26 protein-coding genes are annotated in these 25,907 nt (G+C 63.0%); 14 read left to right on the top strand and 12 right to left on the bottom strand.

Annotated elements, in window-relative coordinates; all coding sequences use genetic code 11:
* Nucleotides 1–96: 96 nt before the first annotated feature.
* From P3G66_RS21520 to P3G66_RS21505, 4 genes are all read left to right on the top strand, one after another.
* The gene (locus P3G66_RS21520) at nt 97–603 is read left to right on the top strand and encodes a helix-turn-helix transcriptional regulator (RefSeq protein ID WP_003941483.1); all 507 of its coding nucleotides are present in this window, start codon (nt 97–99) and stop codon (nt 601–603) included.
* Entirely contained in the window at nt 596–1,423 is an 828-nt protein-coding gene (locus P3G66_RS21515) for a heparin-binding hemagglutinin (protein ID WP_003941552.1), read from the top strand. The genes P3G66_RS21520 and P3G66_RS21515 overlap by 8 nt, the downstream gene beginning before the upstream one ends.
* 95 nt (nt 1,424–1,518) lie before the next feature.
* A complete protein-coding gene (locus P3G66_RS21510) occupies nt 1,519–1,815 on the top strand; it encodes a DUF2516 family protein (RefSeq protein ID WP_003941505.1) in 297 nt (98 codons plus the stop codon).
* Between the two features lie 168 nt (nt 1,816–1,983).
* Nucleotides 1,984–3,015 carry an alpha/beta hydrolase gene (locus P3G66_RS21505; RefSeq protein WP_021333908.1) on the top strand — a complete coding sequence of 344 codons (1,032 nt, stop codon included), beginning with the start codon at nt 1,984–1,986 and terminating at the stop codon, nt 3,013–3,015.
* Nucleotides 3,016–3,027: 12 nt separating this feature from the next.
* Here P3G66_RS21505 and purU read toward each other — a convergent pair whose 3' ends face one another.
* Nucleotides 3,028–3,915: a formyltetrahydrofolate deformylase gene (gene purU / locus P3G66_RS21500; protein ID WP_003941509.1), complete on the bottom strand. Its 888-nt coding sequence runs from the start codon at nt 3,913–3,915 to the stop codon at nt 3,028–3,030.
* Nucleotides 3,916–3,979: 64 nt separating this feature from the next.
* Between purU and deoC the strand changes: the two genes are divergently transcribed.
* Nucleotides 3,980–4,645: a deoxyribose-phosphate aldolase gene (gene deoC / locus P3G66_RS21495; RefSeq protein WP_047268935.1), complete on the top strand. Its 666-nt coding sequence runs from the start codon at nt 3,980–3,982 to the stop codon at nt 4,643–4,645.
* Here the strand turns inward: deoC and P3G66_RS21490 are convergent.
* On the bottom strand, nt 4,642–5,412 hold the full coding sequence (locus P3G66_RS21490) for a DUF2993 domain-containing protein (protein ID WP_058227464.1): 771 nt from the start codon (nt 5,410–5,412) through the stop codon (nt 4,642–4,644). The genes deoC and P3G66_RS21490 overlap by 4 nt on opposite strands.
* 127 nt (nt 5,413–5,539) lie before the next feature.
* Here P3G66_RS21490 and P3G66_RS21485 point away from each other — a divergent pair, with 127 nt between their 5' ends.
* The 3 genes from P3G66_RS21485 (at nt 5,540) to P3G66_RS21475 (ending at nt 9,980) form a co-directional block, all read left to right on the top strand.
* A complete protein-coding gene (locus tag P3G66_RS21485) occupies nt 5,540–6,118 on the top strand; it encodes a hypothetical protein (RefSeq protein ID WP_003941523.1) in 579 nt (192 codons plus the stop codon).
* 310 nt (nt 6,119–6,428) lie between these two features.
* Entirely contained in the window at nt 6,429–7,865 is a 1,437-nt protein-coding gene (locus tag P3G66_RS21480) for an Ig-like domain-containing protein (protein WP_042923274.1), read from the top strand.
* 81 nt (nt 7,866–7,946) lie between these two features.
* A complete protein-coding gene (locus P3G66_RS21475; protein ID WP_276117086.1) occupies nt 7,947–9,980 on the top strand; it encodes an Ig-like domain-containing protein in 2,034 nt (677 codons plus the stop codon).
* 69 nt (nt 9,981–10,049) lie between these two features.
* On the opposite strand, the gene P3G66_RS21470 is transcribed toward P3G66_RS21475, so the two are convergent.
* The 3 genes from P3G66_RS21470 to P3G66_RS21460 form a co-directional block, all read right to left on the bottom strand.
* Nucleotides 10,050–10,838, bottom strand: coding sequence for a class I SAM-dependent methyltransferase (locus tag P3G66_RS21470; RefSeq protein ID WP_276117085.1), 789 nt, complete (start codon nt 10,836–10,838; stop codon nt 10,050–10,052).
* 7 nt (nt 10,839–10,845) lie between these two features.
* Nucleotides 10,846–11,346 carry a DUF2505 domain-containing protein gene (locus tag P3G66_RS21465; protein WP_276117084.1) on the bottom strand — a complete coding sequence of 167 codons (501 nt, stop codon included), beginning with the start codon at nt 11,344–11,346 and terminating at the stop codon, nt 10,846–10,848.
* Between the two features lie 76 nt (nt 11,347–11,422).
* A complete protein-coding gene (locus P3G66_RS21460) occupies nt 11,423–11,920 on the bottom strand; it encodes a DUF2505 domain-containing protein (RefSeq protein WP_042452956.1) in 498 nt (165 codons plus the stop codon).
* Between the two features lie 74 nt (nt 11,921–11,994).
* On the opposite strand from P3G66_RS21460, the gene P3G66_RS21455 reads away from it, so the two are divergent.
* From P3G66_RS21455 to P3G66_RS21440, 4 genes are all read left to right on the top strand, one after another.
* Nucleotides 11,995–13,038: a UDP-N-acetylmuramate dehydrogenase gene (locus tag P3G66_RS21455; protein WP_118606442.1), complete on the top strand. Its 1,044-nt coding sequence runs from the start codon at nt 11,995–11,997 to the stop codon at nt 13,036–13,038.
* 32 nt (nt 13,039–13,070) lie between these two features.
* On the top strand, nt 13,071–14,267 hold the full coding sequence (locus P3G66_RS21450; RefSeq protein ID WP_042452959.1) for an Ig-like domain-containing protein: 1,197 nt from the start codon (nt 13,071–13,073) through the stop codon (nt 14,265–14,267).
* Nucleotides 14,268–14,387: 120 nt separating this feature from the next.
* On the top strand, nt 14,388–15,926 hold the full coding sequence (locus P3G66_RS21445) for a hypothetical protein (protein ID WP_081557550.1): 1,539 nt from the start codon (nt 14,388–14,390) through the stop codon (nt 15,924–15,926).
* Nucleotides 15,923–16,681, top strand: coding sequence for an ESX secretion-associated protein EspG (locus tag P3G66_RS21440; protein WP_276117083.1), 759 nt, complete (start codon nt 15,923–15,925; stop codon nt 16,679–16,681). Before P3G66_RS21445 ends, P3G66_RS21440 begins: the two co-directional genes overlap by 4 nt.
* Nucleotides 16,682–16,696: 15 nt before the next feature.
* Here the strand turns inward: P3G66_RS21440 and P3G66_RS21435 are convergent, their stop codons facing one another.
* Genes P3G66_RS21435 through P3G66_RS21425 form a run of 3 tightly spaced genes read right to left on the bottom strand, consistent with a single transcriptional unit; the run spans nt 16,697 to nt 20,757 of the window.
* Entirely contained in the window at nt 16,697–17,446 is a 750-nt protein-coding gene (locus tag P3G66_RS21435) for an SDR family oxidoreductase (protein ID WP_003942076.1), read from the bottom strand.
* A gap of 15 nt (nt 17,447–17,461) precedes the next feature.
* Entirely contained in the window at nt 17,462–19,783 is a 2,322-nt protein-coding gene (locus P3G66_RS21430; protein ID WP_276117082.1) for an arylsulfatase, read from the bottom strand.
* A complete protein-coding gene (locus P3G66_RS21425; protein WP_042452972.1) occupies nt 19,780–20,757 on the bottom strand; it encodes a TauD/TfdA family dioxygenase in 978 nt (325 codons plus the stop codon). The genes P3G66_RS21430 and P3G66_RS21425 overlap by 4 nt, the downstream gene beginning before the upstream one ends.
* A 342-nt stretch (nt 20,758–21,099) precedes the next feature.
* Here P3G66_RS21425 and P3G66_RS21420 point away from each other — a divergent pair, with 342 nt between their 5' ends.
* Entirely contained in the window at nt 21,100–22,371 is a 1,272-nt protein-coding gene (locus P3G66_RS21420) for an ROK family protein (RefSeq protein ID WP_208689752.1), read from the top strand.
* Nucleotides 22,372–22,386: 15 nt separating this feature from the next.
* On the opposite strand, the gene P3G66_RS21415 is transcribed toward P3G66_RS21420, so the two are convergent.
* Complete coding sequence (locus P3G66_RS21415; protein WP_054187841.1) at nt 22,387–22,746, bottom strand: nuclear transport factor 2 family protein; 360 nt, start codon at nt 22,744–22,746, stop codon at nt 22,387–22,389.
* Between the two features lie 70 nt (nt 22,747–22,816).
* On the opposite strand from P3G66_RS21415, the gene P3G66_RS21410 reads away from it, so the two are divergent.
* Nucleotides 22,817–23,686, top strand: a complete 870-nt coding sequence (locus tag P3G66_RS21410; RefSeq protein ID WP_276117081.1) for a LysR family transcriptional regulator — start codon at nt 22,817–22,819, stop codon at nt 23,684–23,686.
* On the opposite strand, the gene P3G66_RS21405 is transcribed toward P3G66_RS21410, so the two are convergent.
* The 3 genes from P3G66_RS21405 to P3G66_RS21395 all read right to left on the bottom strand — a co-directional run bounded on the left by P3G66_RS21405 (nt 23,652) and on the right by P3G66_RS21395 (nt 25,883).
* Nucleotides 23,652–24,656, bottom strand: coding sequence for a tocopherol cyclase family protein (locus P3G66_RS21405; protein ID WP_007735336.1), 1,005 nt, complete (start codon nt 24,654–24,656; stop codon nt 23,652–23,654). The genes P3G66_RS21410 and P3G66_RS21405 overlap by 35 nt on opposite strands.
* Nucleotides 24,653–25,045, bottom strand: coding sequence for a PaaI family thioesterase (locus tag P3G66_RS21400; protein WP_007735335.1), 393 nt, complete (start codon nt 25,043–25,045; stop codon nt 24,653–24,655). The genes P3G66_RS21405 and P3G66_RS21400 overlap by 4 nt, the downstream gene beginning before the upstream one ends.
* A 64-nt stretch (nt 25,046–25,109) precedes the next feature.
* The gene (locus P3G66_RS21395; protein WP_003942001.1) at nt 25,110–25,883 is read right to left on the bottom strand and encodes a PIG-L family deacetylase; all 774 of its coding nucleotides are present in this window, start codon (nt 25,881–25,883) and stop codon (nt 25,110–25,112) included.
* Nucleotides 25,884–25,907: the final 24 nt, after the last annotated feature.

The raw sequence follows: 25,907 nt of genomic DNA, 5'->3' as shown, positions 1-25,907 counted from the left end.
GGTATGTGACGTCCACCACGAGTGCTAGCAGTAGTGCTTGCAATAGTTAGCACCCTCTCCTATCCTGGGAAATGTCCACTGGAAAGGGAGGACGCAATGCCAGCGAAGTCGACGAACTCCGATGACGGAGATCGTGAATCATCCGGTGCCGCAGCCGGAGCAAGCGACTTGGCAGCTCGCGTCGTCAGCTCTGCGGCACACGACATCGGGGGGTTCATTCGTGCACAGCGGGAAGCCGCCCAAGTTTCGATGCGCCAACTCGCTCAACTCGCCGGCGTCAGCAATCCGTATCTGAGTCAGATCGAACGCGGATTGCGCAAACCGTCGGCGGACGTACTGGCGCAAATCGCCAAGGGCCTTCGAGTCTCATCAGAAGTGCTGTACGTCCAAGCGGGATATCTCGAGCAACGCCCGCACAGTCCCATCAGGGACGCGGTGTTGGCCGAGACGGCCATCAACGAACGGCAGAAGCAAGTACTGCTCGAAATCTACGACTCGTTCTGTCGCGAGAACGAGTCGTCAAGACCAGCCGCAGCGCCCGATTTCGCTGAATCGGCCGCAATTCCAGACACCGAGACTTCACTAGGAGAACAAGATGACTGACAAGAACGCCATCGACAGCGTCAAGACCTCGCTCTACGCCGCCGTCGGCGCAGGCGACCTGGTTGTCCAGGCCGTGGCCGATGTAGTTGCTCAGGTTCGTGAGCGCGCCGAGAACACCCAGGGCGATGTCAACGGCCGTGTCGACGGTGCTCGCGAGAAGCTCGCTTCCGTCCAGGGTGACGTTGCCGAGAGCGTCGATGCGCTGCGCGAGCGTCTCGCCGGCCTGCCGTCCGAGCTGCCCGAAGAGCTCGCCGAGCTGCGCGAGAAGTTCTCACCCGAGGAACTCCGCAAGGTCGCCGAGGCATACCTCAAGGTTGCCGGAGATCTGTACAACTCCCTCGCAGAACGTGGCGAAGACGCAGTCGAGCGCATCCGCAAGCAGCCCGCAGTCGAAGAAGGCATCGCTGCTGCAGAGTCGGCACTCGGCGACGCCGTCGAGCTGACCGAAGACGCACTCGGAACCGTTGCTCGTCAGACGCGCGCCGTAGGCGAGCAGGCTGCCAAGCTGGCCGGCCGCGCTGCCGGACGCATCTCCGACACCGCAGAAGAGGTCGGCGAGAAGATCTCTGACGCCGGTGAGAAGATCGCCGACGCAGGCGACGAGGCTGCACTGAAGGTCCTCGACCTCGGTGACCAGGCTGACGAGGCTTCCAAGGAAGCTGCCGCTCGCGTGACCGCTGCTGCTTCCGACGTCCAGGAGCGCGCGACCACCGCCGCGAAGAAGGCCGCTCCGGCCAAGGCTGCACCCGCCAAGGCTGCTCCCGCCAAGGCCACCGCGCCGGCTCCGGCCAAGAAGGCTGCTCCGGCCAAGAAGGCCTGATTTGCCCAGCTCCACCTGACGAAGGCTCCCTCACTCAGCCGAGTGTGGGAGCCTTCGTGTTCGTCGGGAACCGGATGAGAACTTAGGATGTAGTTGTGACTCAAGTCGATGGGCTAGTCGGTCTGATCTTTCTCGCACTCAAAGTGCTCGCATTGGTGGGTGCTGTCTACGCGATCGTTCATGCCGTCAGGCAGCGTCCTGACGCTTTCACCGCGGTCAACAAATTGACCAAGCCGATCTGGCTGGGAATTCTGATCGTCGCGGCGTTGATTCTCTTGGCGACGTCCCCTGTCGGGCTCCTGGGCATCATCGCGGTCGTTGCAGTGTGCGTGTATCTCGTCGACGTTCGCCCGCGGGTGGACGACATTCAGCACGGCGGTTCTCGCTGGTAGTTTGCCGTACTCCCGCTCATTCCGAGCCGTGGTTCCCGGCTCATGGTGTGCTGCCCCACTCTTCTCTCCAACGCTGACAACGGGCGTTGTTCGAGTGATAGTGTCGGTTAACGGCAGTCACACATAGATTGCATCCGTCTGTCGTCAGCAGCAGTCAGGGGTAAATGCATGTCCAGTCGTTCGCGCACCACAGAGCTTCGAGTACTGGCAGGCGCCGTCGGAGTGGGAGCACTCGTCGCGGCCGTCGCTGGGATCCGTCATCGGCGATCCACGCGTGGGTTGACTCTTTCGAGCGACGTCGAGCCCAATGCACTCCTGAAGACTCCGACGCTCAAAGCTGACATCAGCGAACTGACCACCGACGACGGTGCGATCATCAATGTCCGGGCTTACGGTCCCGTCGACGGCGATCCGATCGTTCTCAGTCACGGCTGGACGTGCTCCACCGAATTCTGGTACCCGCAGGTCAATGCGCTTGCCGGCGAATATCGCGTCATCACCTACGATCAGCGCGGTCACGGCCGCAGCACCGTCGGCAATCTTCCGCTCGGCCCGGACGTCCTTGCCGACGATCTCTCTGCAGTGCTGGCGGCCACGGTTCGCGAGGACAAGAAGGCCGTCATCGTCGGTCACAGCATGGGCGGGATGAGCATCATCGCCTGGGCAGGTCGTCACCCCGACGAGGTCAAGAAGTACGCGTCGGCGGTCATGCTCGCGAGCACCGCGAGCGAAAGGTTGATCGCCGAGACCACGGTCATCCCACTGCCCAATCGTTTCCCTCGCGTGCCGGTCCCCGTGGGCCGCGCCATCCTCAGTTCGCCCGTTCCGTTCGTCTCCTCGGGCGCCATGACGAAGGCGATCCAGTACGTCTCGATGTCACCGAACGCGACCAAGGCCGAGATTCAGTTCTGCGAGAACATCGTTCGTGAGTGCAAGCCCCGCATCCGTGGAGGTTGGGGAGCAGCGCTGAGCACCCTCGACATTCACGAGGGACTCGACAATCTCGAAGTGCCGACCACCGTGCTCGTCGGTTCGCTCGATCGGCTCACTCCGCCGGTCCATGCGCGCAAGCTTGCGCAAGTCCTCGACGACGCCGGCAACCTCGAACGGTTGATCGTGTTGCCGGGCGTCGGTCACATGTCGTCGATCGAGAACATCGACGAGTTCGACAAGGAAATCGTGCGACTGCGCAATCTCTAGCGCAACGCAGCTCTAGCTGAAGACGACCGTCTTGCGCCCGTGGACCAGCACACGATCCTCGAGGTGCCAGCGCAGTCCGCGGGAGAGTACGAGCTTTTCGATGTCTCGACCCTGACGGACCATGTCGGCGACATCGTCGGCGTGGTCCACACGGATCACGTCCTGCTCGATGATCGGACCGGCATCGAGTTCGGCGGTCACGTAGTGGCAGGTGGCGCCGATCAACTTCACGCCGCGGGCGAACGCCTGGTGATAGGGGCGGGCACCGATGAACGACGGCAAGAAGCTGTGGTGAATGTTGATCGCGCGCCCGGCCCAGTGCTCGCACAGTGATTCGGGCAGCACCTGCATGAATCGGGCAAGAACCACGGCGTCGGGATTGTGAGCGTCGACCAGGGCGCGGACCTTCTCGAAGGACGGTCCCCGTTCTGCCGGGTCCTTGGCGAACGGAACATGGTGGAAGTCGATCCCGTGGCGCTCGGTGACACTGCGCAGATCTTCGTGGTTTCCGATGACGGCGCTGATTTCTGCGGGGAGTTCCCCGCCCGCGGCGCGGCCAAGGAGGTCATGCAAGCAGTGACCTTCCTTGCTCACGAGCAACACGATCTTCTTGGGTGCGCCGGAGTCGTGAAGAGTCCACTCGGTTTCCGGACCGATCTCGGCCGCAACAGCTTTGAACCGTTCACGAAGCTCGTCGATGCTCATACTCACCGACGATGCACGGACCGCCTGACGCGTGAAGAACCATCCGGTGTCGGCATCGGCGTGGTATGCGGCCTCCACGATCCATCCACCGACGTCGGTGAGAAAGGTCGAGATGCGTGCGACGATGCCCGTGGTGTCGGGGCAGCCGAGGGACAGAACATAGCGACGATCATCGATCGATGGTGCAGCGGTCATGCGGCCTAGTCTCTCAGGTGCGGCTGCAGCGACGGTCGCGTGGTGGTGTGCCAAGCTTTCCAACATGTCTGAAGCTGCACTCACTCGTTCCCAGGTTGCCGCGATGGTGGACCACACTCTCCTCAAACCCGAAGCCACCGCGGCCGATGTGACCGCCCTGATCGACGAAGCACGCAGCCTCGGTGTGCTGGCTGTCTGTGTCTCGCCGTCGATGTTGCCGATTCGCGCCGAGGGACTTGTGACGGCGGCCGTCGTCGGATTCCCGTCGGGGAAGCATCATTCGCTGGTCAAGGGTGCCGAAGCGCGACTGGCCGTCGATCAAGGCGCAGCCGAGATCGACATGGTCATCGACGTAGGAGCGGCGGTCGCCGGCGACTACAGCGCGGTGTTGGCCGATATCCTCACCGTCCGCGAGGCGATGGGGGAGAGTGCGATCCTCAAAGTGATCCTCGAAACCGCAGCGCTGTCCGACGAGGCCATCGTCGAATGTTGCCGCGCAGCTGTGCGTGCCGGGGCGAACTTCGTCAAGACCTCCACCGGCTTCCACCCCGCGGGTGGAGCGACGGTCGAGGCCGTCGCACTGATGGCGCAGACGGTCGGCCCGGGCGTGGGAGTCAAGGCCAGTGGCGGAATACGTACGACGCAGGCAGCGCTCGACATGATCGCGGCCGGCGCCACCCGCCTCGGACTATCCGGAAGTCGAGCAGTATTGGACGGTCTGGCCGACTAGGTCAGCAGGCCGCAGCTGTCCGGAACCGCCGAGGTGTTCTGGTTGTTCGCGTCGGCGACGGGCATGGCGTAAGCGCCGCCCTCCAACGAGATCTGGATAGCGTCGTCGGTGACGGTCAGCTTCGTGGGCTTCATGTCCAGCGGGTAGGTCTGCAGGCTGTCGGTGAGTGTCTGGACGATGCCGTCGACCAGATCGGTCGGCAGACCCAATCCGAGAATCTCGGCGCCGACGGTCTGGACGTCGACCACACCGTTGGTGACGGTGGGCTTGACCGTGAGCTTCGCGAGCCCGACCGGACCGACGTCGAACGCGAGTGTTCCGGCGCTCGAGTCGGCGGTGACGCCGGAGACGAGCCCGCCGAAGGTCTGTTCCTGCAAGGTGGCGAGAATGCCTGCGGTAGACCAGGTGACGTCGGCGCTGGAGCTGCCGACGGTGCCGCTGTTGCCCGCCGAGGGCTGCAAGTTGATGTCGTTCACCTTCGCGTGAACCTGCATTCCCGTTGCGGGGCCGAACGAAGAGTCGTCACTGTCGATGCTGATGTACGGCACCTTCTTGTCGACTGCCTGCAGGAGTACGGGCTTCCAGCTCAACCCGACGTCGACCTGGGATCCCAGTTCGCTCTGGAACTGATCGGCCATGCAGGTCTTCACCTGGTTGCGCACGTACAGTTCTCCACCGACGAGCGCCGCGACGAGCACGGCGATCACCACGAGAAGGATGATGAGCACTCGGTTGCGCGGACGAGGGTTGTTCGCTGCGACAGTCATTCGCCAGATTCTTCCCGACGAGTCTGAACGAACTCTGTGAATACGCACTTCCTCATTCCTGTGATGCGCGACACACTCGCCCGTAGTCTGTTCGAAACGGCGTTTTCGACGGTCACCGGAGGTGGTCATGGCTTCGGACTACGAATCACTCGAGTTGCTGGCGCTGCGACAGTGCGGATTTGTCACGGCTCTCCAGGCATCCGAACTGGGTTTCGGTCTGGCGTTGATGGAAGAAATGACGGAATCCGGAACATGGACATGTGAGTGCCGCGGGCTTTTTCGCCTCGAACGCGTCAGACATACCGCCTTGGACGAGTTCGCGAAGTGGTGCACGTGGTTCGCCGGTAGCGCCACCGTCTCGCACTACAGTGCCGCAGATCTGCATGGCCTCGGGCACCTGCAACCTCGCTTCATTCACCTCTCCGTTGCGCACCCTCTCGCGGCGCCGACCCGCCAGGTAGCACTGCACCGACTGCCGCTCGCGGACGACGAGTGTGAACAGATCGGGCCCATCCGCATCACCACGCCTTTGCGTACCGTGCACGACCTCGCTTCCGGTGGAATTTCTCAAGTCCTGCTCAACGAAGTAGTCGCCGATGCGGTCGCGATAGGTCGACTGGACGCGCACGAGTTGTATCTCTCGTGTGAGAACGCGAGCGTCGACGTTGCTGTTCGGGTCGAGTTGGCTCTGGCCGCAAGCCTGTAGCCGAGAGAGATCTTCGAGGCTCCTGCGACCTTCTGGCATCACGCCCGAAATCGAATATGACGCCGATATCAGAGATTTGTAATTCGCTATTTTCGGGCGACTGTTTTGTCTTTAGCGCAGGTAAGAACGCATCCAGATGTGCGGTGCGGGACGTTCAGCCCACTGTTATTGCAGTTCGGCGATGTCGCCGATGAACTAAATCTACGAAAAGCGTAGTTACTTTACAGTCAATGGGATAACGTCACGGCATCGAAAGCAGACGGACGCTTGTCCTGGACGCCTGTCTGCCCCGTTGTCGAGAGGGATCTGGATGTCCGTGAGTGGTGTTCGTCGTGTTGTCGGTGGGTTGAGTGTTTTTGCTGTTTCTGCGGGCTTCGCGGTGGTTGCGGGCGTCGGGGTTGCTGGTGCGGCTCCGGTGACGGCGGAGTTCAATTCGAGTGGTTACAAGATCACACGAACGATCAGTAACGCGACGCCGTCGGAAGGTGATGTGATCACCTCTACGACAGTGTTCAAGCGGACCGACTTTGTGGTCAATTACCTCTACGCGGTTCGGGATTTTCATCCGTCGTGCATGACGTATGTCGAGGGCTCGGCGAAGGTGAACGGGAAGGCCTATTCCCCGGAAACGCCGGTGAGCGCTGATTCTGTGCGTGTGAGCGCGAGCATCACGGATTGGCCGTTGTATCAGAACAATACGAAGTCGTTCGAGTTTCAGTATCGGGTCGGCGCAGGATGTGAGCGCGGGACCGATCTGGCAAGCACAGTGCATTTCGACGGTTCGGCTTGGGTGAATGACACGACAAATGGTCGTGGTCCTTCGGTCAACATTCAGAAGAACGTCTCGACGACAGCACTTGCGCCCGTCGGTGGCGCTCAGGTGGGGCAACCGGTGACGCTGAGCGCGACGGTGACCGGTGGTGCCGACGGTGATTCGGTGGAGTTCTTCGACGCCGCCACCAAGATTGGTGCGGGTACCCTCGCCAATGGTGTTGCAACACTTGCCTGGACACCGACCACCCGTGGAGACCACTCGATCACAGCGAAGTTCGCCGACACGGCGCGTGCCGTCGGCTCCGCTTCGGCAGCGCTGATCGTGAACGTTTCGCAGGCCGATGCTCAGTCCAGCACGACTCTGGCGCCGATCTCGGGCGCGCAGGTCGGCAAGTCGACCAATCTCAAAGCGACTGTGTCCGCGTCGGGCACCGGTGGAACGGTCACGTTCAAGGTCGGCGGAACGGTGCTCGCTTCGGTGCCGGTGGCAGGCAACGGTGAAGCGACCTATGCCTGGGTTCCGACGGTCGCCGGTGCACAGACGGTGGAAGCCGTATTCGCCGGTCGATCCGGTGTCACCGGGTCGAGTACCACCGCGAATGTGACAGTCGCCGAACAGCCCGCCGGAACAACAAGCTCCACAACAGATCTCAGCGTAGTAGCGGGCCAGGTCGGCGTTGCCCAGACGATCTCCGCTCAAATCAGCCCCGCCAATGCGGGTGGCACAGTCACCTTCAAGGACGGCGAGACCGTCATCGGCACGGCCACGGTCGATTCATCCGGAAAGGCCAGCCTTTCGTGGAAGCCCGCAACTCAAGGGCAGCGAGTTGTCGCGGCGGAGTACTCGGGCGCCGGCACGGTGACGGCATCGTCCGATCAGGTCTCCGTCCAGATCGCCGCACCCGTCGACGGTGAAGAACCAGGCAACGGCACCGGTTCGCTCGGCAGCCTCGGCAACATCTTCGGCTCCTAGCCGCCGACACCTGGTGATGCCCCGCCCGCGTTCGGCGGTGGGGCATCACCCATTTCGCTCACTTCTCGAGAAGGAAAAGCTATGTCTGTAGGTTCTGCACGCCGTGCAGTTGCAGGTTTGAGTGTGTTTGCTGTTGCTGCGGGTTTCGCGGTGGTTGCGGGTGTCGGGGTTGCTGGTGCGGCTCCGGTGACGGCGGAGTTCAATTCCGACGGGTACAAGGTGACTCGGACGATCAGTAACGGGACGCCGTCCGAGGGTGATGTGATCACGTCGAAGACGGTGTTCAAGCGAACTGCCGCGGTTCACAATCTGTATGCGGTGCGCGATTTTCATCCGGCGTGTATGACGTATGTCGATGGTTCGGCGACGGTGAACGGTAGTGCGTTCCGTGTCAACGAGGTGGCTACTGATTCTGTTCGTTTGAGTGCGGGTGCTACGGAATGGCCGATGTGGGGTGGTGACGTCAAGACGTTCGAATTCCAGTATCGCGTCGGTGCGGATTGTGCTCGTGGTACTGATTTGTCGACGACGGTGCATTTCGACGGCACGGTGTTCGTTGACGACACGACAAATGGTCGTGGTCCGTCGATCAACGTTCAGAAGAACGTCTCGACGACGACGCTGTCACCGACCAGTGGCGTGAAGTTGGGACAACTTGTTCCGCTGAGCGCGACGGTGACCGGTGGTGCCGACGGTGATTCGGTGGAGTTCTTCGACGGTGCCACCAAGATCGGTGCTGGCGCGCTCGCCAATGGTGTTGCAACGCTTGCCTGGACACCGGCTGACGTCCGAACCCACAGCGTGACGGCCAAGTATCTCGGTAATGCAAAGGTGGCGTCTTCCACGTCGTCAGCTGTCGACGTCGTAGTGTCCGAAGCGGACAAGAGCACTGTAACCGCGATCACCGGTCCCGCAAGTGCAGTTGCAGGTGAGTCCGTGACCGTCGAGGCTACGGTGTCGCCCACTCCGGCGGGTGGCACGGTGCAGTTCAAAGACGGTGCAACCGACCTCGGCGGCGCCGTTCCCGTCGATGCCAACGGCAAGGCCTCGCTGACGAATTCCTATGCAGTCGGAGCGCATTCGATCGTGGCGGTGTACTCCGGTTCCGGTGTCTACCAGACTTCGACGTCGGCGCCACATGCGCTGACAGTCGCTCCGGTGGTGGTCGAGGAGAACACAACGACCACCCTCGTCGGCCCGTCGACAGGTTCGACAGGGGAGGCCTTGTCGTTCACTGCCTCCGTCTCGACCGGTGCTGCAGGCGGAACCGTGCAGTTCAAGGAAGGTGGCAGGGATCTGGGATCCCCGGTTCCCGTGGACGCCTCAGGTAAGGCAACAACCACGCCGACCTTCAACGTGGCGGGCGAGTACAGCATCACCGCAGTGTTCTCGGGTTCGGGTAACTACTTGGGCTCGACATCGAACGCCCAGACCGTGAACGTCAAGGCGCCGGCTCCCACCGACCAGCAGACCCAGACGGTCTTGACCGTTCCGGCGGATGCAAAAACCGGTACGGCAGTTGGTCTGTCCGTAACCGTCACGCCGACGCCGGTTGGCGGCACAGTGCAGTTCAAGGACGGCTCGGGCAATCTCGGCTCACCGGTGCCGGTCGTCGAGGGCAAGGCGTCGATCATGCACGAGTTCGCGAGCGTCGGTACGCACGACATCACGGCCGTCTACTCGGGTGCAACAGGATTCCTCACCTCTACCTCGGCCGCTCAGTCGGTTTCGGTCACGGCTCCGGCCGCGGAGGATCAGGAAACGTCCATCACCGTGAGCGCTCCGGCGTCAGCGGTCAAGGGCGCGAAGGTCGATCTCGTTGCGGCAGTGGTACCTACGCTCAGCGCAGGAACGGTTCAGTTCATGGACGGAACCACCCCGATCGGTGGACCAGTTGCGGTGGTGAACGGTAAGGCCACGCTCTCGCACACCTTCACCGAACTCGGAGATCGCCGAATCACCGCGGTGTTCAGCGGAACTGACGGCTATCTCGGTTCCGAGACCCAGGCCGCAGTCACCGTCAAGGTCACGGCAGAGTCCGACGGCGGCGATCCCGGCAACGGCGGCAGTTCGACCGGTTCACTGGGAAGCCTGGAAAACATCTTCGGGTCCTAGCCCGACGCCTGCATACAGACGCCTCGCCGCGGAGAACACCTCCGCGGCGGGGCGTTTCCGTCTGTGAGTTCAGGGATTCGGCGCTACGACGTGCCAGGGCACGGTCAGGATGCAGTCACGAAGACGTCGCCGCGCGGGTTGCACGGGAATTCCTTGCGCCCGAAGAATTTCCAATGCGGCGGCCCAACGATGGCGAGGTCCGAACGAGGCGTGCGGCGCGGCGGTGGCCCAGGCTCGATCGGCCGCGCTGAGCAACGCGTGGATCGGCTCACCGGGAACGTTGCGGTGGATGAGAGCCTTCGGGAGACGTTCCGCGATGTCGGAAGGACGCTCGACGTCGAAGGGGTCCCAGGCCAGTGTCAGGGTCAATGGACGATCAGCGTCGAGAAGCACCCAAGCGCAACGTCTCCCGAGTTCGTCGCAGGTTCCGTCGAGTAGCAGCCCGCCCGGTGCGAGACCGGACTGAATGTGTGACCACGCAGAGTCCACAGCCTCCTCCGGGTACTGCCGGAGCACGTTGAAGGCGCGTACGAAGACGGGTGTGAGACCGGCAAGTTCGAATCCACCACGGGCGAAGCTGACACCGTCACGACTCTCGACCACGCGGGCGGGGTCGATCTCGAGCCCGATGACGCGTCGATCCCGCCGGACAGCGGTGAGGCGGCTTGCCATCTCGAAGGTGGTGTCCGGCCTCGCCCCGTACCCGAGGTCGACGATCAACGGATCGGTCGCGTTGTTCAGGGCGTGCGCGATAGTGCGGTTGTGCACGATCCACCGGTCACTACGTCGCAGTCTGTTGATTCCCGTCGTGCCACGGGTGATGACCCCCTCGATCTTCGGGGGTGGAGCTTTCTTCACGGCGGGTTCAGCGTGCGGCGAGCCAGGTCGCGGTGACCTGGGCTTCGGTGCGGAACAGATCTACGAGGTTGACGAGCATCAGTTGCTCCAACTTCGCGCCGATGAACGGTATGAAGACCTTGGCCTCGGACGTGGTTCGCAGCGTGGACCCGGTATCGGTCGCGAACAACTCCATGGTGCCGGACAAACTCCCCGGCCCGGCCGGGATGGACGCTTCGTACGTTCCGGTCACGGTGTCACCGAAGGCGCCGTACGACTCCTTACGAGTGATGACAAGATCCTTCTTCATCACCGTCTGAGCGATGTCAGGCAAATCCGTGCGCGGAAGAATGTGGTGGAGCACGAGATCGATTCCGGAATCGGTGACCTCGAAATGTTCCACATGGTTCTCGGAATGCTTGCGCATCTCCTCGACACGGGCCTCCCAGTACGAGCGGTCCGCCAGCGCCGCATAGACCTGCTCGGGGGAGTGCTGATAGCGGGCGGAGTAGTCGATGCGGCGAGCCATGATCGGAAAGAATACCGGTTACACGCTGTGACAAGCCAAATCGGCTGTATCCACAACTGCCGCCGCTCGCAGGGTTTTACTTCGTGATCCACTCCCGGGTGAAGTCCTGTTCGGCTTGGATGAGCCGGACAACCTCGTCGACAATCGCACTTTCGATCTTTCCGCCGAGGAACGGGATCTTGACCTCGACCTCACCGTCGATCTCGAGAGTGGCGGAGTTCTCGTCACCTGTCAGCACCTGCGTGCCCTCGACACGGGCGGGAACGCCGTCGACGTGGGCGGAGAAGGTGCCGGTGGCCTTGCCGTCCTTGAAAGGCGCCATCGTTTCACTGCGCTTGATGACGATGTCGCCGTTGACGACTTTCGACACCATGCTGGGGAGGTGCTCTGCGGCAATGATCTGCGACATCGTGACCGCGACGGTCTCGTCGCGAACGGTCAGCTCTTCGATCGTTGCGCCGGGACCACCGACAGCGACGATTCGGTCGCGCCAGTACTGCTCGGAGGTCACCGCCTCATGGACCTTCTCGGCGGGGACTGTGTACTTCGACGAATGCTCGATGCGACGGCTCACGATTGTGGAGGCTACCGTTTATCGATGTGTGGGACGTAACCATTGGCAGACGCGTCGTGGAATCAGGCGCTTTCGTGTCCGAGAACGTTGACTTGTCGGGATTGACGACGCTCCGAATCGGGGGACCGGCGCGGCTGCTCGCCGAATGTCCGACGACGCAGTCGTTGATCGACGTCGTGACGCTGCTCGATCGCGAGCAGATCCCGACGCTGATTCTCGCCGGCGGATCCAATCTCGTGATCTCCGACTCGGGATTCGACGGAGTTGTCGTTCGTGTGGCCAACACCACCGTGAGCCTCGACACGGACCGCGTCGTCGCCGAAGCGGGCGCGGTGTGGGACGAAGTAGTCGGTCAATCGGTCGCCGCGGAACTGGGTGGCCTCGAGTGCCTGTCCGGGATTCCGGGCTCGACCGGTGCGACGCCGGTGCAGAATGTCGGCGCGTACGGCGTCGAGGTGGGCTCGCGGCTCCGGCAGGTTCAATTGCTCGACCGACGCAGTGGCGAAGTGTCGTGGGTCGAACCGTCGAAACTCGACTTGGGTTACCGGTCGAGCGTCCTCAAGCATTCGGACGCAGCACTGGTTCTCGCCGTCGAATTCGACGCGTCGACCGACGGATTGAGCGCCCCGCTCGCGTACCGCGAACTGTTCACCGCACTGGGGGCAGAAGAAGGCGAGCGGTTACCTGCGTCGCAGGTCCGCGAGGCAGTTCTGGGACTTCGGACAGGCAAGGCGATGGTCCTTGATCCGTACGATCACGACACCTGGAGCGCGGGTTCCTTCTTCACCAACCCCGTGGTGCCCGACGACAAGCTGCCTGCCGTGCTCGAAGCAATCGCCGAACAGCTCGGCGGCGTCACCGTGCCGCAGTTCCCCGGCAGTGGTGGAACCAAGCTCTCGGCCGGATGGTTGATCGAACGGGCCGGATTCTCGAAGGGTTATCCCGGCGAAGATGCACCGGCCAGGCTGTCGACCAAACACACCTTGGCGTTGACCAACAGAGGGTCGGCAACGAGCGCGGATGTGGTCTCGCTCGCGCGGACAGTGCGCGACGGCGTCGAAGCCGCGTTCGGTGTCCACCTGGAACCGGAACCGGTAACTGTGGGCTGCACCGTCTGATTCTTGACAGAGCCCGCAGGTAGCCTGTTGAAGTGCATGAGCTGGGTGGTAGGAGAAGTCGTTCGCGTCTTGTTGCGTTGGTAGCTGTATTGCTCGCTGTGATGGTGGCCGTCGTCGGCTGCACGATCGGCGGCAAGGACGGACAGGGCGGCGCGGCGGCCGCTGAACCAGCACCGGTGGCGACCGTGGTGTCGACGCCGGCGCCCGGCACCAAAGATGTCAGCCCGGTCGCCCCCGTCTCGGTAGCCGTGACCCAGGGAACGCTGTCCGACGTCAGCCTCAGCAACGCAGCCGGTAAAGCCGTTGCAGGACAATTGTCGCCTGACAAGACATCGTTCACCGTCAGTGAGGCACTCGGCTACGGCACCACGTATTCGTGGTCGGGTTCGGCAACCGGAACCGACGGTAAATCCGTGCCAGTCCAAGGGAGCTTTACGACGGTTGCCCCGGAGTCGACCACCGGCGCCACCCTCAACATCGCCGACGGCCAAGAAGTTGGCATCGCGGCACCGATCACGTTGCAGTTCGACAACTCCGTCGTCGACAAGGCGGCCGTCGAGAAGGCGCTTGTCGTGACCACCGTGCCGCCCACCGCCGGATCGTGGGCTTGGCTGGCCGACGACAACGGCGGATCGCGGGCCCACTGGCGTCCGGCCGATTACTGGGTGCCGGGCACGACTGTCCATCTGGACGCCAAGCTCTACGGCTTGAACTACGGCGGTGGCGCCTTCGGCGACCAGGATCTCACGCTCGACTTCACGATCGGTCGCAGCCAGATCGTGAAGGCGAATGCGCCCAGCCACCGCATGCAGGTGGTGCGCGACGGTCAGACGATCATGGACATTCCCGTCAGCTACGGCGAGGGAAACGAACCTCGAAACGTCACGCGCAGCGGCATTCACATGGTGACGGAGAAGTACGAAGACTTCATGATGTCCAATCCGCCGTTCTACGAGAACGTGCGTGAGCGTTGGGCCGTGCGCATCTCCAACAACGGCGAATTCATCCACGCCAATCCTGAGACCACCGGGGTGCAGGGCTCGTCGAACGTCACGAACGGTTGCATCAACCTGTCGACATCCGACGCGCAGGAATACTTCGGAACCGCCCTCTACGGTGACCCCGTAGAGGTGACCGGCACGTCGATCGACCTGTCTCCTGCGGACGGCGACATCTACGACTGGGCAATCGATCTGCCGACCTGGAAGTCGATGTCGGCACTGCCGTAACTCTGTACTGCGGTAAATCCGTGGATGAGGGAACCGTCCGGGCTCTGCTTGCGTCTGTACAGGTAAGTGCTGTCGGCTCGGGGGAGTCCGACGGGGGTTTTCGACTTCAGGGGGACAGCGGTGGGCATTCCATTTCTGGAAGACGTGCTGGGAAGAATCTCCGAAGCGACGCAGGCCGTGCCTCCTGGCGTGGCGGCATTGCCAGTTGTCGGCACTCCCATCGCGAGCGCAATCGCTACATCTGCTCTGGTGCAATCCATAACCGACGACCGCGGCGCGTTCGACGACGAGATGGCTGCTGCGACCGTTGACGCCGATGTGGAGCGCGCACGAGCCTGGGGTGAGCGCGATGCCCTCACCGCTCAGACGTCGTCGCTCGAGTACAGCGAACACGCAATCGTGGACGACGATCCGTTCGATGCGATGTCGCACTCCGAAATCTTCGACCACGTCAACGAGATGAATCCGGCAACCCTGAGTGCGATCGGTGAGGCTTGGAAGGCCATTGCAGGCCGGGTAGAAGCCGGCATCGGGAAGTTCCAGAACGACGTGAACGGTGCGATCACCGAAGGCTGGCAGGGGCGCGGCGGCTCGGCTGCGCTGGAAGCAGTGCTGGCCTACTCGGCTGATGCGGGTGAGCTGAAGGTGCGGGTCGATCTGATCTCGAACAAGATCGAGGAGGCGAAGATCGCACTCGACGAGGCCAAACGCTCGATTCCGGCCCCCGACGGCGCCTCGACGGTCGAGAGGTTTCTCAGCATGGTTCCCGGGGCTACATGGAAGCAGGCCCAATACGAAGCGGAAGAAGCCGAACGTCAAGCGCGCCAGGTGATGAAGGACGTGTATCTGCCGTCCATGAAGCGTGCGGACGATCAGGTGCCGATCCTCCCGGCCGCATTCAATCCGGTCACCGGCGGTGGAGGGGCTGGAAGTGGCGGGGCTGGAAGTGGCGGCGCATTCGGTGGTGGTGGTGCCGACGGCGGGAACTTTTCGGGTCCAGGAAACGGGCTCGGCACGCCATCTACATCGGGTGGCGGAATTGGCGGGGGAGCGGACGGTGGAAACTCCGGCGGGGCAAACCCGCCCGGACACGGTTCCGGTCAGAATCCATCCGGCACCGATTCCGGAAATGGTGACAACCGTAGCGGCGTTGATGCCCAAGGGAATCCGAACGTCGATGCAGTTCGATCCGGAACCGATTCCGACCCGGCCGGGACCACGGCGGCACATGCCGGTCCACTGTCCGCCGGTGCAGCGCCAGATGGCCTAGCTCGTGCAACTCCGAATGGTGCTCAGCTCGGTTCCGGAGTGCCTTCAGGCCTCATGGGTAGCGGTTCGGGTGGTGGTTCCGCAGGTGGAATCGGTACCGGAGGCTTCGGGCCAGGTGGAACCGGAGGTGGCGCTCTCGGCCCTGGCGGCGTGGGCGGCCTCGCCAATGGCGGGCGTGGGGGCGTCAACGGAACTGGCGGTACCTCGGCGACGGGCGCGCAGAGCGGTCGGGGCGCGATGGGTGGCGTCGGCGGCATGGCACCGGGACGAGGGCAAGGGCAAGACGAAGACAACGTTCACGACACCCCCGGCTACCTCGTCACAGTCGAGAACGGCAATGCCCTGGTCGGCGACCTACCGATGGTCTCCCCGGCGGTGCTGGGCGAATGACCACCATGCAGTGGCAGTTCACCGGCCTCGAATTCCAGATTCTCTGGGAAGCGGTCGGACGTGACCGACTCCCGTACCCGCTGCGGTTTCGTCCGACGGCCGAAACCATGAACGAGCTGACAGAAGAGCGACGACGAGCGGGAGCACACCTGGCTTGGTTGCTCGACGATCGGCTGCATCACGTTCTCGGTGCTCTTGCGAATCCTGATGCTCGCGTTGAGGTTTCCGGTTTTCACGGGCAGAACATGAGTACGGTGACGCGATTGCACGGCGTTGTTGCCGGCGACCTGGGGGTGCTCCTGACTCAACTGCCCGGCAGGACTGTCGACTGTGGCTCCGACGTGGTTTTCACCGTGGTACGCCCATCGGCAATTCCACGGATGCTCGTCGATCACCTGCCGACCTGCCCCGCTGGATCGGAGCGTGGTGTGAGCATCGAAAGGCCGAAAACTTCCGGTAGAGCGAGCTTTCTGAGCAGTGCTGCCGGTGCGCGCGGGAGCGAGGAAGTGAGCAGATTCTTCGGCCGAGAGCGGACCTCGATCGGTGAAGTCACCACATACCCGGGAGGAGCGGTGGACAGCAGACCGACAGGCGACGGAATAACGTTCCACTGGTACGACTATGCCGGAGATGGTCGGTACATCGTCACCGCTGGTGAAACCGTAAGTGCCCGTAGCGCTTCCACGGAAATGGCGGAGGCCGAGATTGCACGCAATCTCGGCCTCGTCCTGCACCGGGTGATTCGCACTGGTTAGTCAGAACGATTCGAACTAGCTGGTGGTGCGGTGGAACCGACCGGGGCTTGCCTGATCCCTCGGCTTGACGATGATCTGATCGAGGTTCACATGTGACGGCCGCGACGCGACAAAACCGATGATCTCGGCGATGTCCTGCGCCACCAACGGTGTGATTCCCTCGTACACCTTGTCGGCCTTGTCCTGATCGCCCTCGAACCGGACGAGTGAGAACTCCGTCTCGACGGCTCCCGGCGCGATTTCGGTCAGTCGAACGGGCTTGCCCAACAGTTCACCACGCAATGTCCGATGAAGGACGGCTTGAGCGTGCTTGGCGGTGGTGTAGCCCGAGCCGTTGTCGTATGCCTCCAGCGCGGCCACCGAGGTGATGGTCACGACCAGACCGTCACCCGAATCGATCAGCTTGGGCAGCAGTGCCTTCGTCACACGCAACGTGCCCAGAACATTGGTCTCCCACATCCACCGCCAGTCGTCCAGATCCGCGTCCAGGACTGTTGCCAGACCCTTTGCACCACCCGCGTTGTTGACCAACACGTCGACACGTGGGACCACGGCCGCAAACGCGTCGACGGAATCCTCGTCGGTGACGTCGAGTTCGAGAGCGGTACCACCGATTTCCTCGGCGATCTTCTCGAGACGATCGACGCGGCGAGCACCGATCACGACGTGGAATCCCTGAGCTGCCAGGGTGCGGGCGGTGGCCTCACCGATTCCGGAGCTGGCTCCGGTGACTACGGCGATGCGGGCATCGGAAGAAATGGTCATGATGCAATCGTAGGGCTAGTCGGCGGCATACTCTGCTTCCCGTTCGATGGATTCGATGTGACGACGCGGTACTTGTATCCGGCCGGGTGTGTAGGTGACGGCGCGCAGCGCGCCGCTGTACCGGAAGGGACCATGGCGTCGTCGTACCTCCCACGACACAGGTCCCCTGGCGTCGACACCGACCGAGATACCGGTCCACGGCGCCATTCCCACCAGTTGTACTTGCCCGAGCAGCCGGCCCGCGTGAATGCCGTCGACGCTGACGTGGAGATCCCAACGCAACCGCGGTACCACCGTCACCGACAGCTCGATGCGTTCGGTGCCGAGCGCCAGCGGTCCGGCGTCGACAACGGAGTAGGAACCGAACGCGTTGTACCCGAGATGCAGGTGCCCGTCCTCGACGTAGAGAAGGTACCCACCCTGCGGATCGCCATGGGCGACAAGGACACCGGCGTCACCTTCGCGGTAACCGTCGAGTTCGACCGTGATGTCGAAGTCGCGGAACCCGATCAGCTTGGATGAGCGGTAGCGCTCCAGCGGGGGCGTTCCGGCAAGTAGTCGCACCGGGCGTGAGAGTGCTCCTTCCTCCGGACGGCGAACCGCGCCGACGGTATTGCCGAGTAGAGGAAACACGGTGTTCGCCCACGCCGAGTGGTCCCAGGCCTCGGCGAGTTCGCGAACCTTGTCGGGAAACCGTGATGCCAGGTCGTCGAGCTCGGTCGGGTCGGTGCGGACGTCGAACAACTGCCAGTGCGGTTTGTCGATGTCCGCCGGGGTGAGAGCCAGCAGTTTCCAGCCGTCCTTGTAGTAGCCACGGTTGCCGGTCATCTCGGTGTACTGCTCGGTGTGAGTGCTCGGAGCGGCAGACGAACGCAGAACGGACGCGGAAGACACCCCGTCGAACTCTTTCACCGGGAGCCCGTTTCGCACACTGGGTGCGTCGATTCCGGCCAGTTCGAGCAGCGTAGGGGTCAGGTCGGTGACGTACGCGAACTGGTCGCGAATCCCGTTGTCGTCTGCTCCGGGTTTCAATCCAGCGGGCCAGGACAGGAGAAAAGGAACACGGATCCCGCCGGCAAAGGATTGCCCTTTGTAGAACCGGAACGGGGTGTTGGACGTCTGTCCCCATCCACGTGGATAGTGGACGCCCAATTCAGGTCCGCCGATGAGGGATTCGTCGTGGGGGACATCGCCCACCCAGTCCGGATCCTGAATATGCGCGAACTGTGCGAAGTAGCTTCGGGTCCCGTCCGAACCGCCCTCGGCGGTGCCGCCGTTGTCGGAGGTGAAGACGATGATCGTGTTGTCGAGCTCGCCGAGTTCGTCCAGGGTGTCGACGATGCGTCCGACGCTCTGATCGATCGAGTCGACCATCGCCGCGTACACCTCCATGTAGCGGGCGAACCTGGGCTGCACTTCCGGCGTGAGTGATTCCCATTCGGGGACGTCGAAGCCGGGTTCGGAGTTTCGCGGTGCTTGTTGCGTACCTTCCGGAAAGAGGCCTTGCACGAGCTGAGAGGCGAACCGCGACTCGCGGATTCGATCCCACCCTTCGTCGTAGCGGCCGCGGTACTTTTCCTGGTCGGCAGGCTTGGCCTGCAACGGTCCGTGCATGGCGACGTGTGCGAAGTAGAGGAAGAACGGCTTGTCCTGATCGTGGGCGCGGAGGTCCTTGATGTACCCGACCGCTTTGTCGGTCAGATCGTCGGTGAGGTAGTACCCCTCGGGGTACTCGTCCACGTCGACCACAGAATTGTCGGAGATCAGTTGATTGGGATAGTAGAAGGAGTTGAGGCCTTCGAGTGAGCCGTAGTAGCGATCGAAACCGCGCTGCGTCGGCCAGGAGTCACGACTTCGTCCCGGGGCCAGGTTGGCGTCGCGTACGAGGTGCCACTTGCCGACGGCATAGGTCGCATAGCCCGCGCCGCGGAGGATTTCGGGGAGTGTCTGGACGTCGTCGGCCAATTCCAGACGCAGTCCGGGGTAGCCCGGATCGGCGTTGGCGACAAAACCGTACCCGGCGCGGTGCGGATTCAGGCCGGTGAGAAGAGCTGCGCGCGACGGCGAGCAGAGGGGCGTCGTGTGATAGTTGGTCATCCGAATGCCCTGCGCGGCAAGGCGGTCGAGGGTGGGAGTCTCGATCTCGGAGCCGAACGGCCCGATGTCGCTGTACCCCATGTCGTCGATCAGAACCACGACGATGTTGGGTGATCCGGGAATCGGGGTCGTGGAGGTGGGCCACGACGGGGTCGAATCGGCTGCGGTGCGGCCGATTCGACCCTCGAAGCCTTCGTATCCGCGGGCGTGCGGAGGAGGGGCGGAATCCGATGAAGTCATGGGAGAGTCGAGGCGCCTTCGATGATCGAGTATTCGGAAGCGTCGCCGGCGATGCTGCGGCTTCGTTCCCCGTGGATGTTGACCGGGATGTCGCCGGCAAGGGTGATGCGCTCCAGCCGCCGGTACTGATCGTCGTAGTCGGCGATCGCGTAGTGCTGGGTGGCGCGGTTGTCCCAGATCGCGACGTCACCCGCTTCCCAGTTCCACCGCGTCGTGTACTCGAGCTTGATGGCGTGATCCTGCAAGAGCTTGAATACACCGTTCGACTGTTCGGTGCTCAACCCGACGAAGTTCTTGACAAAATGTCCGAGGACGAGCGTGCGTTCTCCGGTTTCGGGGTGGACCCGCACCACCGGGTGTTCCGTCTCGAAGTACGTGGACTGGAACTCCTCGCGGTAGGCGGCCGTGCGATCTTCGGTGAGCCGCTCGGCGCTGGTTGCCGCATAGTCGTAGACGTTCGTGTGGCGAGCCCAGAGGTTCTCCGCGAGCGCCTTGAGCGGATCCGGCAGTCCGTTGTAGGCGGCTACCCCTGACGCCCACGTCGTGGAACCGCCGTATTCGGGTAGCTGCACCGCGCGCAGGATCGAAGCCTTGGGGATGCGGTCGACGAAGGTGACGTCGGTGTGCCAGCTGTTGGCCTTGCCCAGGTCCGAGTCGATGGGCAGAACTTTTGCGCCGTGCGACTTCACGGTGGGGTGGGCAGTGGTCGGGGTACCCAGCAGTTGGGCGAACTCGTACTGCGAATCGTTGTCGAGGTGGTCTTGCCCGCGAAAGAAGATCACCTTGTGTTCGAGAAGTGCTTGCCGGATGAGGGAAATCGTCGCCGGGTCGAGATGCCCGCCGAGAGTGATTCCGTCGATTCGGGCGCCGATATGCGCGCCGAGGGTGGTGACAGTGCCGCGAGCGGCGTCAACGGCCGCTCCGTTCGTTGATGCCGAATTCGTGAGGGTCGGCTTGGCGAAAGCTGTAGACATGGTGCACCTTTCGTGGGGAGTGTGCCCACCCAAACACGCGAGATTTCGCCCCGACAGGGTTGCGTTCAGTGTGATCGTTACCGCACCTGATTTGTGAATCTCGGTGAAGCTGCTACTTTTGGAGCCATGTCGACCGACCAGCCTGCCGCTTTGCGGGTCACCTATGTGACCGCTGCGCTTGGTTCGCGTCTGCCTCTGGCGCGAGAGCTGTGTTGTCGCCGCCGTTCTTTCTGCAGCTAATTTCTGCGCCTTTTCTGTCTATTTCTTCGTGTGAACAGTGGAAACGCTGATTTCTCGGTCGACAGAGATATGCGCCTTCTCCTCCTTCTGCAAGGGACAGCCATGTCGACACCCACAATCTCCGCCATTCCGAACATCCGATCGCGAACCGCGCTCTCGGGAACCCGGACCCGTACCCAGATAGTTGCGCCCGAACTACGCATCGCCGACGGTCCGTCCGCGACTGTGTTGCGCATTGCTCGATCCCGTGGGCCGCTCTCACGTGACACTGCGGCAAAGGCATCAGGGCTGAGCATCGCCACCGTGAACCGGCAGGTCACGAGCCTGCTGGACCTCGGGATCCTGCGCGAACGCGCGGACCTGACGGCCTCCGGAGCAATCGGGCGTCCGCGAGTTCCGTTCGAGGTCAACCACGAGCCTTATCTGACAGTCGGCATCCACATCGGTGCCGTCGTCACCAGCATCATTGCCAGCGACATTCGAGGAAAGGTGCTCGGCGCCGTCGAGATTCCGACGCCTGCCACCAATTCTGCTGTCGCGCTTGCCACGATTGCGCGCTCGGCCAAATCCTTTGCCTCGCGGTGGCACAAGCGTCGTCCGCTCGCCGTCGGCGTGGCCATCGGCGGTCGCGTCGATTCAGCGACCGGAGTCGTCGATCACCCGCGTCTGGGATGGAAGGGCGCCAAGGTCGGGTCCATCATCGGAGCCGGCTTGGATCTCCCTGTATCGGTAGCCGCCCACGTCGAGGCGATGGCCGCGTCGGAACTTCTGCTCAGTACCGACCGTGCCGAAGCCCCGACGCCGGGCACTACCGGCCTGTACTTCTACGCTCGTGAAACTGCCGGCATCGCAATCACTTTCGAAGGGCGAGTGCACACGCCGTCCAGCGGACCCGGTTCGATCGCGCACCTCCCCACCGGTTCGTCCGCACGGTGCACCTGCGGAGCCGTGGGTTGCCTTGAAGCGACGATCAGTGACCGCGCCGTAGTCGCGCAGGCTTTGTCTTCGGGCGCCGTGATCCAGGGCGGCGAGCGTGTCACGATCGCGGACGTCTACCGGGCAGCGTCGTCGGGTTCCATTCCGGCACACGAGCTTCTGGTTGATCGAGCACGCGTCCTCGGCCGGACAGTGGCGATGCTGCGTGACCTGTTCAACCCGGATCGTGTGATTCTGGGTGGTCAGGCATTCACCGACTATCCCGCCGGGGTGCCCCATGTCGCCGAGGCCTTCTCGACGGCATCCTCCTTGGAGCGTAAGGACATTCGAATTACCGGTTTCGGCAATCGGGTTCAGGAATACGCTTCCACGGTCGTGTCACTGAGCTCACTGTTTGCTGATCCCGCTGCGGCTATGCGCCGCGCGTCGGCCGTCTGACTGCGAAGAGGGTAGTCAGAGTTCCGGTCGATCCAAGACTCGCAACCAAGATCCGTCGGGCTGGCGGCGCGCGACCTGCGTGCGCCCGCCGGTTCCGTCGGATGGTTTGGTCGAGGTCATTGCCAGGTCGCCGCTGATCACCGTCGGTAGAGATTCCTCGACGGTGAATCTCGGTGCTGCGGCCAGCATCTGAGAGATCACCTCGCGGATGGCTTGGCGGCCCACGGTGAGGGACCCGGGCGGGAAGGCCATCACCGCATCCTCCTCGTAGAGTGCGGCGACGGCGTCTGCGTCACCAGCGTTGGCGAACTGCACAAAAAGCTTCGCGATGTCTTCCGGGGTTCCGGCCTTCTGAACGTCATCTGTTGTTGTCATGCTTCCATCGTTCTACCGCACCGGCGATAAGTCCAAGATCTAGTTTGTCTCGCAGCTAGAATTAGCAGTTATGGAACTTCGGCAACTCGAGTACTTTGTCGCTGTCGTTGAGGAAGCTAATTTCACTCGCGCCGCCGAGCGGCTTCACGTAGCCCAGCCGGGTGTGAGTGCGCAGGTCAAAAGACTGGAACGTGAGCTGGGTCAGGAGTTGCTCGACCGTAGTGGTCGAACCGTTCGTCTGACCGACGCCGGGCGAGCTGTCCTCCCACACGCCCGCGCTGCTCTTGCTTCCGTGCAGAGCACCCGCGACGCTGTCGATGCCCTGAACGGACTGGTTCGGGGCTCCGTTTCGGTCGGGATGGTCACCGCCTGCGCTTCCGCCGATCTGACTGATCTGCTCAGTCGGTTGCACACCAGACACCCCGGCCTGGACATTTCGCTGGCCGAGGACGATTCGCGCAGTTTGCTTGCCGGAGTGTTGGACGGAACCTTCGACATAGCCGTCATCGGGGTGGCGGGCAAGCTGCCGGAAGGGCTCGAATCGAGGGTGATCACCGACGAACGACTGGTGGCCGGAGTGGCGGCGGATCATCCGCTGGCCGAGGTGTCGTCTCTGCCGTTTGCCGAACTCGCGACGCAATCGGTCATCTGTCTGCCCGAGGGAACCGGCATCAGGACGTGTCTGGACTTCGCATGCGCCGCGGCCGGCACCACGCCGACGGTTGCGCTCGAGGCAAGCAACCTCGGCATCATCGTTTCATTGGCCGCGCAGGGGCTGGGAATGGCCGTGCTTCCCGAGTCGGCAGTGGGGGAGTTGCATCGGATCGATCTCGAACCGGAGGCGCGATCTCGGCTGGAATTGGTCTGGCGTTCGTCGGGCGGCAAGAATCCTGCGGCCTCCGCTCTCATCGATCTTGCGAGAGCTGTTCCCGCCGAGTGAGTTCGGCCTGCGCCCGATCCAATCCGCCGTGCTCGAGAGCAGCCAACCTCGACCTGTCCTTCCAGACGATGGTGCCGCGCCGGCGGACGATGACCGACATCGTTCCACCGAGATGCTCGAGCGCTCCTGGAACGTTTCGACGCTCGGCAGGTATCGGAACAGGAAGTATGTGTGCGTCGGCGATGGGTGCGGTCCCGTCGATGTCGACGCTCCACTTCCGGCTGTAACCCCGAAGCGTCCAGCGATCGTCGGACACCGTCGTCTCCACCTGTGACGTCAGTGGATTACCCAGCCGCAATACCGTTCCGTCCGGTAGCGCGGCAACGACGGCGGTGACTTCGGTGCGCAGAGGTCCGGCGCTGACCTGTCCGCCGGCAAACGCCACGCAGGCTCGAGGATCGGTGAACCCCTGTGCCTGTCCCCACCACCAGGATTCCGGGAATCCTCCCTTTCCCCAGTTCTTCTCGCCGTACACCTGCGCTCCGGTGAGATCCCAGCTCTGTCCGTCGATGACGGCGCTTCCCTCGACCCGGCCGCCGAGCAGCCACGGATGCCAGTACTGATTGAGTGCGGGAACTGATTGGAAGTAACTCGACCCCCCGAAGCGGCGGTGCGGCCAGAATCGCTGATTACTGATGCGTACGTCGAGATGACTGTCGCCGAAATCGACCTGGAGTCGATCGGCATTGCCGCGGAAAGCGTTGTCGGCGTAGGCCCCCAGGATACGGGGATCGGCCGATCCGTTCGGATGCTCAGCAGTGCGGAGGAATCCGCCTGGGTGTGCCGCGAGACCGAGCGTCGACCAGCTGCCGCCGTCGGCCTTGTTGATTCCGGCGAGCGCGATCACCACCCGTCCGCTGTCTGGCATCGTGAATCGCCAGAAGTAACCCTCCATCGCAACGTCATGGGAGGCAAGCAGATTGCCGTACGGCAGGGTGGCACCCGAGGCGCGGTACGCGGGAAGCTTCACGGTCCCAGTACTGCCTGTGATGCGGTGACCTGAGCGACGAGGCGGCCCTCGTCGTCGCGGATCTCGGTCACCACCGCGACGGTGCTGCGCCCCGCGTGCAGTGGCCGGGCGGTGGCGGTGACCGTGCCCTTGCGCACGCCGCGAGTGAAGACGGTCGACGAACTGGTGGTGGACGTACTTGCGCCGGACGGCAGATTGAGGAATGCACAGACGGCGCCGACGCTGTCTGCCAGCGTCATCAAGGCGCCGCCGTGCATTCCGTTGCCGGCGGTGGTGCGGTGGCTGTCCCAATCCAGATGGCCGACAACCTGTTCGGGTGCCGCGCTGTCCAACTGAATTCCGGTGTGAACTGCAAAAGGCATGCTCGCGACAAGTTGTTCGAGGTCCATGCCTACCGATGTTAACGAGCCGCCGAAACCTCCGTCGGGACTTCGGTTTATCGAGGGCGGTGACTCATAGGGGCAGGGCGGTTTCCGACAGCCCTTCCGGCGCGTTGCGACGACGGAACCACTCGGTGCCGAATGCCGCGGCGAGCTGCTCCGTCGGCATTTCGAGGAACGGGCCGAAATCGCCGACCTGCGTTGCGTGCGCGTACATGGCCGCGCGCTTGGACGAGATCACCGAACTGACATCGACCGCGGTGGTGAGTTGGTCAGCCGGAAGCCCGAACGATTCGATGTCCGGCGGCTGCGCCTCCTCGGTCCACTCGGGGTTGGCCTGCATCAGCATCTTCATGTGATCGCGGTTGGTGGACGCCTCGTAGACGAACGGCGTGCCCGCGAGTTCTGCAGCACGAACGCCGACGTGGTGGACCTGGATGTGATCCGGGTGGCCGTATCCGCCGTTGGGGTCGTAGATGGTCAGGACATCGGCGTTCTCTTCACGAAGAACCTCGGCCAGACGCTCGGCGGCCTTCTCGACGTCGACGTTGCAGAACGCTTCCGGATTCTCGTTCTCGGGCGTACCCACCATCCCCGAATCCGGGTAGTGCAGGGACACGACGCGACTGGCACCCAACGCGTCGGTGGACGCCTCGAGCTCACGGCTGCGGCGCTGAGCCAACGTCTCGTATTCGTCCAACAGTCCGTCGGGGAATTCACCGAGAGCACCGTCGGTAGCGGTGACGACTACGACGCGGTGACCTGCGTCGGCGGCCATTCTCATCACGCCGCCCGTGGTGAAAACTTCGTCATCGGGATGGGCGTGGAAACACACCAGGACACTCATTCGCGCAATCGTAAGGCAAGTTAC

The sequence above is a fragment of the Rhodococcus sp. C3V genome, from assembly GCF_029269915.1.
GTDB lineage: Bacteria > Actinomycetota > Actinomycetes > Mycobacteriales > Mycobacteriaceae > Rhodococcus_F > Rhodococcus_F qingshengii.
The sequence above is the reverse complement of the archived record's forward strand: the minus strand, read 5'-3'. Positions and strand labels throughout refer to the sequence as shown.

What these genes read in the sequence shown, in the direction of transcription:
- P3G66_RS21520 (WP_003941483.1), top strand. Translation starts at nt 97, where the DNA reads ATGCCAGCGAAGTCGACGAACTCCGATGACGGAGATCGTGAATCATCC.
- P3G66_RS21515 (WP_003941552.1), top strand. Translation starts at nt 596, where the DNA reads ATGACTGACAAGAACGCCATCGACAGCGTCAAGACCTCGCTCTACGCC.
- P3G66_RS21505 (WP_021333908.1), top strand. Translation starts at nt 1,984, where the DNA reads ATGTCCAGTCGTTCGCGCACCACAGAGCTTCGAGTACTGGCAGGCGCC.
- purU (WP_003941509.1), bottom strand. Translation starts at nt 3,915, where the DNA reads ATGACCGCTGCACCATCGATCGATGATCGTCGCTATGTTCTGTCCCTC.
- deoC (WP_047268935.1), top strand. Translation starts at nt 3,980, where the DNA reads ATGTCTGAAGCTGCACTCACTCGTTCCCAGGTTGCCGCGATGGTGGAC.
- P3G66_RS21490 (WP_058227464.1), bottom strand. Translation starts at nt 5,412, where the DNA reads ATGACTGTCGCAGCGAACAACCCTCGTCCGCGCAACCGAGTGCTCATC.
- P3G66_RS21485 (WP_003941523.1), top strand. Translation starts at nt 5,540, where the DNA reads ATGGCTTCGGACTACGAATCACTCGAGTTGCTGGCGCTGCGACAGTGC.
- P3G66_RS21480 (WP_042923274.1), top strand. Translation starts at nt 6,429, where the DNA reads ATGTCCGTGAGTGGTGTTCGTCGTGTTGTCGGTGGGTTGAGTGTTTTT.
- P3G66_RS21475 (WP_276117086.1), top strand. Translation starts at nt 7,947, where the DNA reads ATGTCTGTAGGTTCTGCACGCCGTGCAGTTGCAGGTTTGAGTGTGTTT.
- P3G66_RS21465 (WP_276117084.1), bottom strand. Translation starts at nt 11,346, where the DNA reads ATGGCTCGCCGCATCGACTACTCCGCCCGCTATCAGCACTCCCCCGAG.
- P3G66_RS21440 (WP_276117083.1), top strand. Translation starts at nt 15,923, where the DNA reads ATGACCACCATGCAGTGGCAGTTCACCGGCCTCGAATTCCAGATTCTC.
- P3G66_RS21435 (WP_003942076.1), bottom strand. Translation starts at nt 17,446, where the DNA reads ATGACCATTTCTTCCGATGCCCGCATCGCCGTAGTCACCGGAGCCAGC.
- P3G66_RS21430 (WP_276117082.1), bottom strand. Translation starts at nt 19,783, where the DNA reads ATGACTTCATCGGATTCCGCCCCTCCTCCGCACGCCCGCGGATACGAA.
- P3G66_RS21425 (WP_042452972.1), bottom strand. Translation starts at nt 20,757, where the DNA reads ATGTCTACAGCTTTCGCCAAGCCGACCCTCACGAATTCGGCATCAACG.
- P3G66_RS21420 (WP_208689752.1), top strand. Translation starts at nt 21,100, where the DNA reads ATGTCGACACCCACAATCTCCGCCATTCCGAACATCCGATCGCGAACC.
- P3G66_RS21415 (WP_054187841.1), bottom strand. Translation starts at nt 22,746, where the DNA reads ATGACAACAACAGATGACGTTCAGAAGGCCGGAACCCCGGAAGACATC.
- P3G66_RS21410 (WP_276117081.1), top strand. Translation starts at nt 22,817, where the DNA reads ATGGAACTTCGGCAACTCGAGTACTTTGTCGCTGTCGTTGAGGAAGCT.
- P3G66_RS21400 (WP_007735335.1), bottom strand. Translation starts at nt 25,045, where the DNA reads ATGGACCTCGAACAACTTGTCGCGAGCATGCCTTTTGCAGTTCACACC.
- P3G66_RS21395 (WP_003942001.1), bottom strand. Translation starts at nt 25,883, where the DNA reads ATGAGTGTCCTGGTGTGTTTCCACGCCCATCCCGATGACGAAGTTTTC.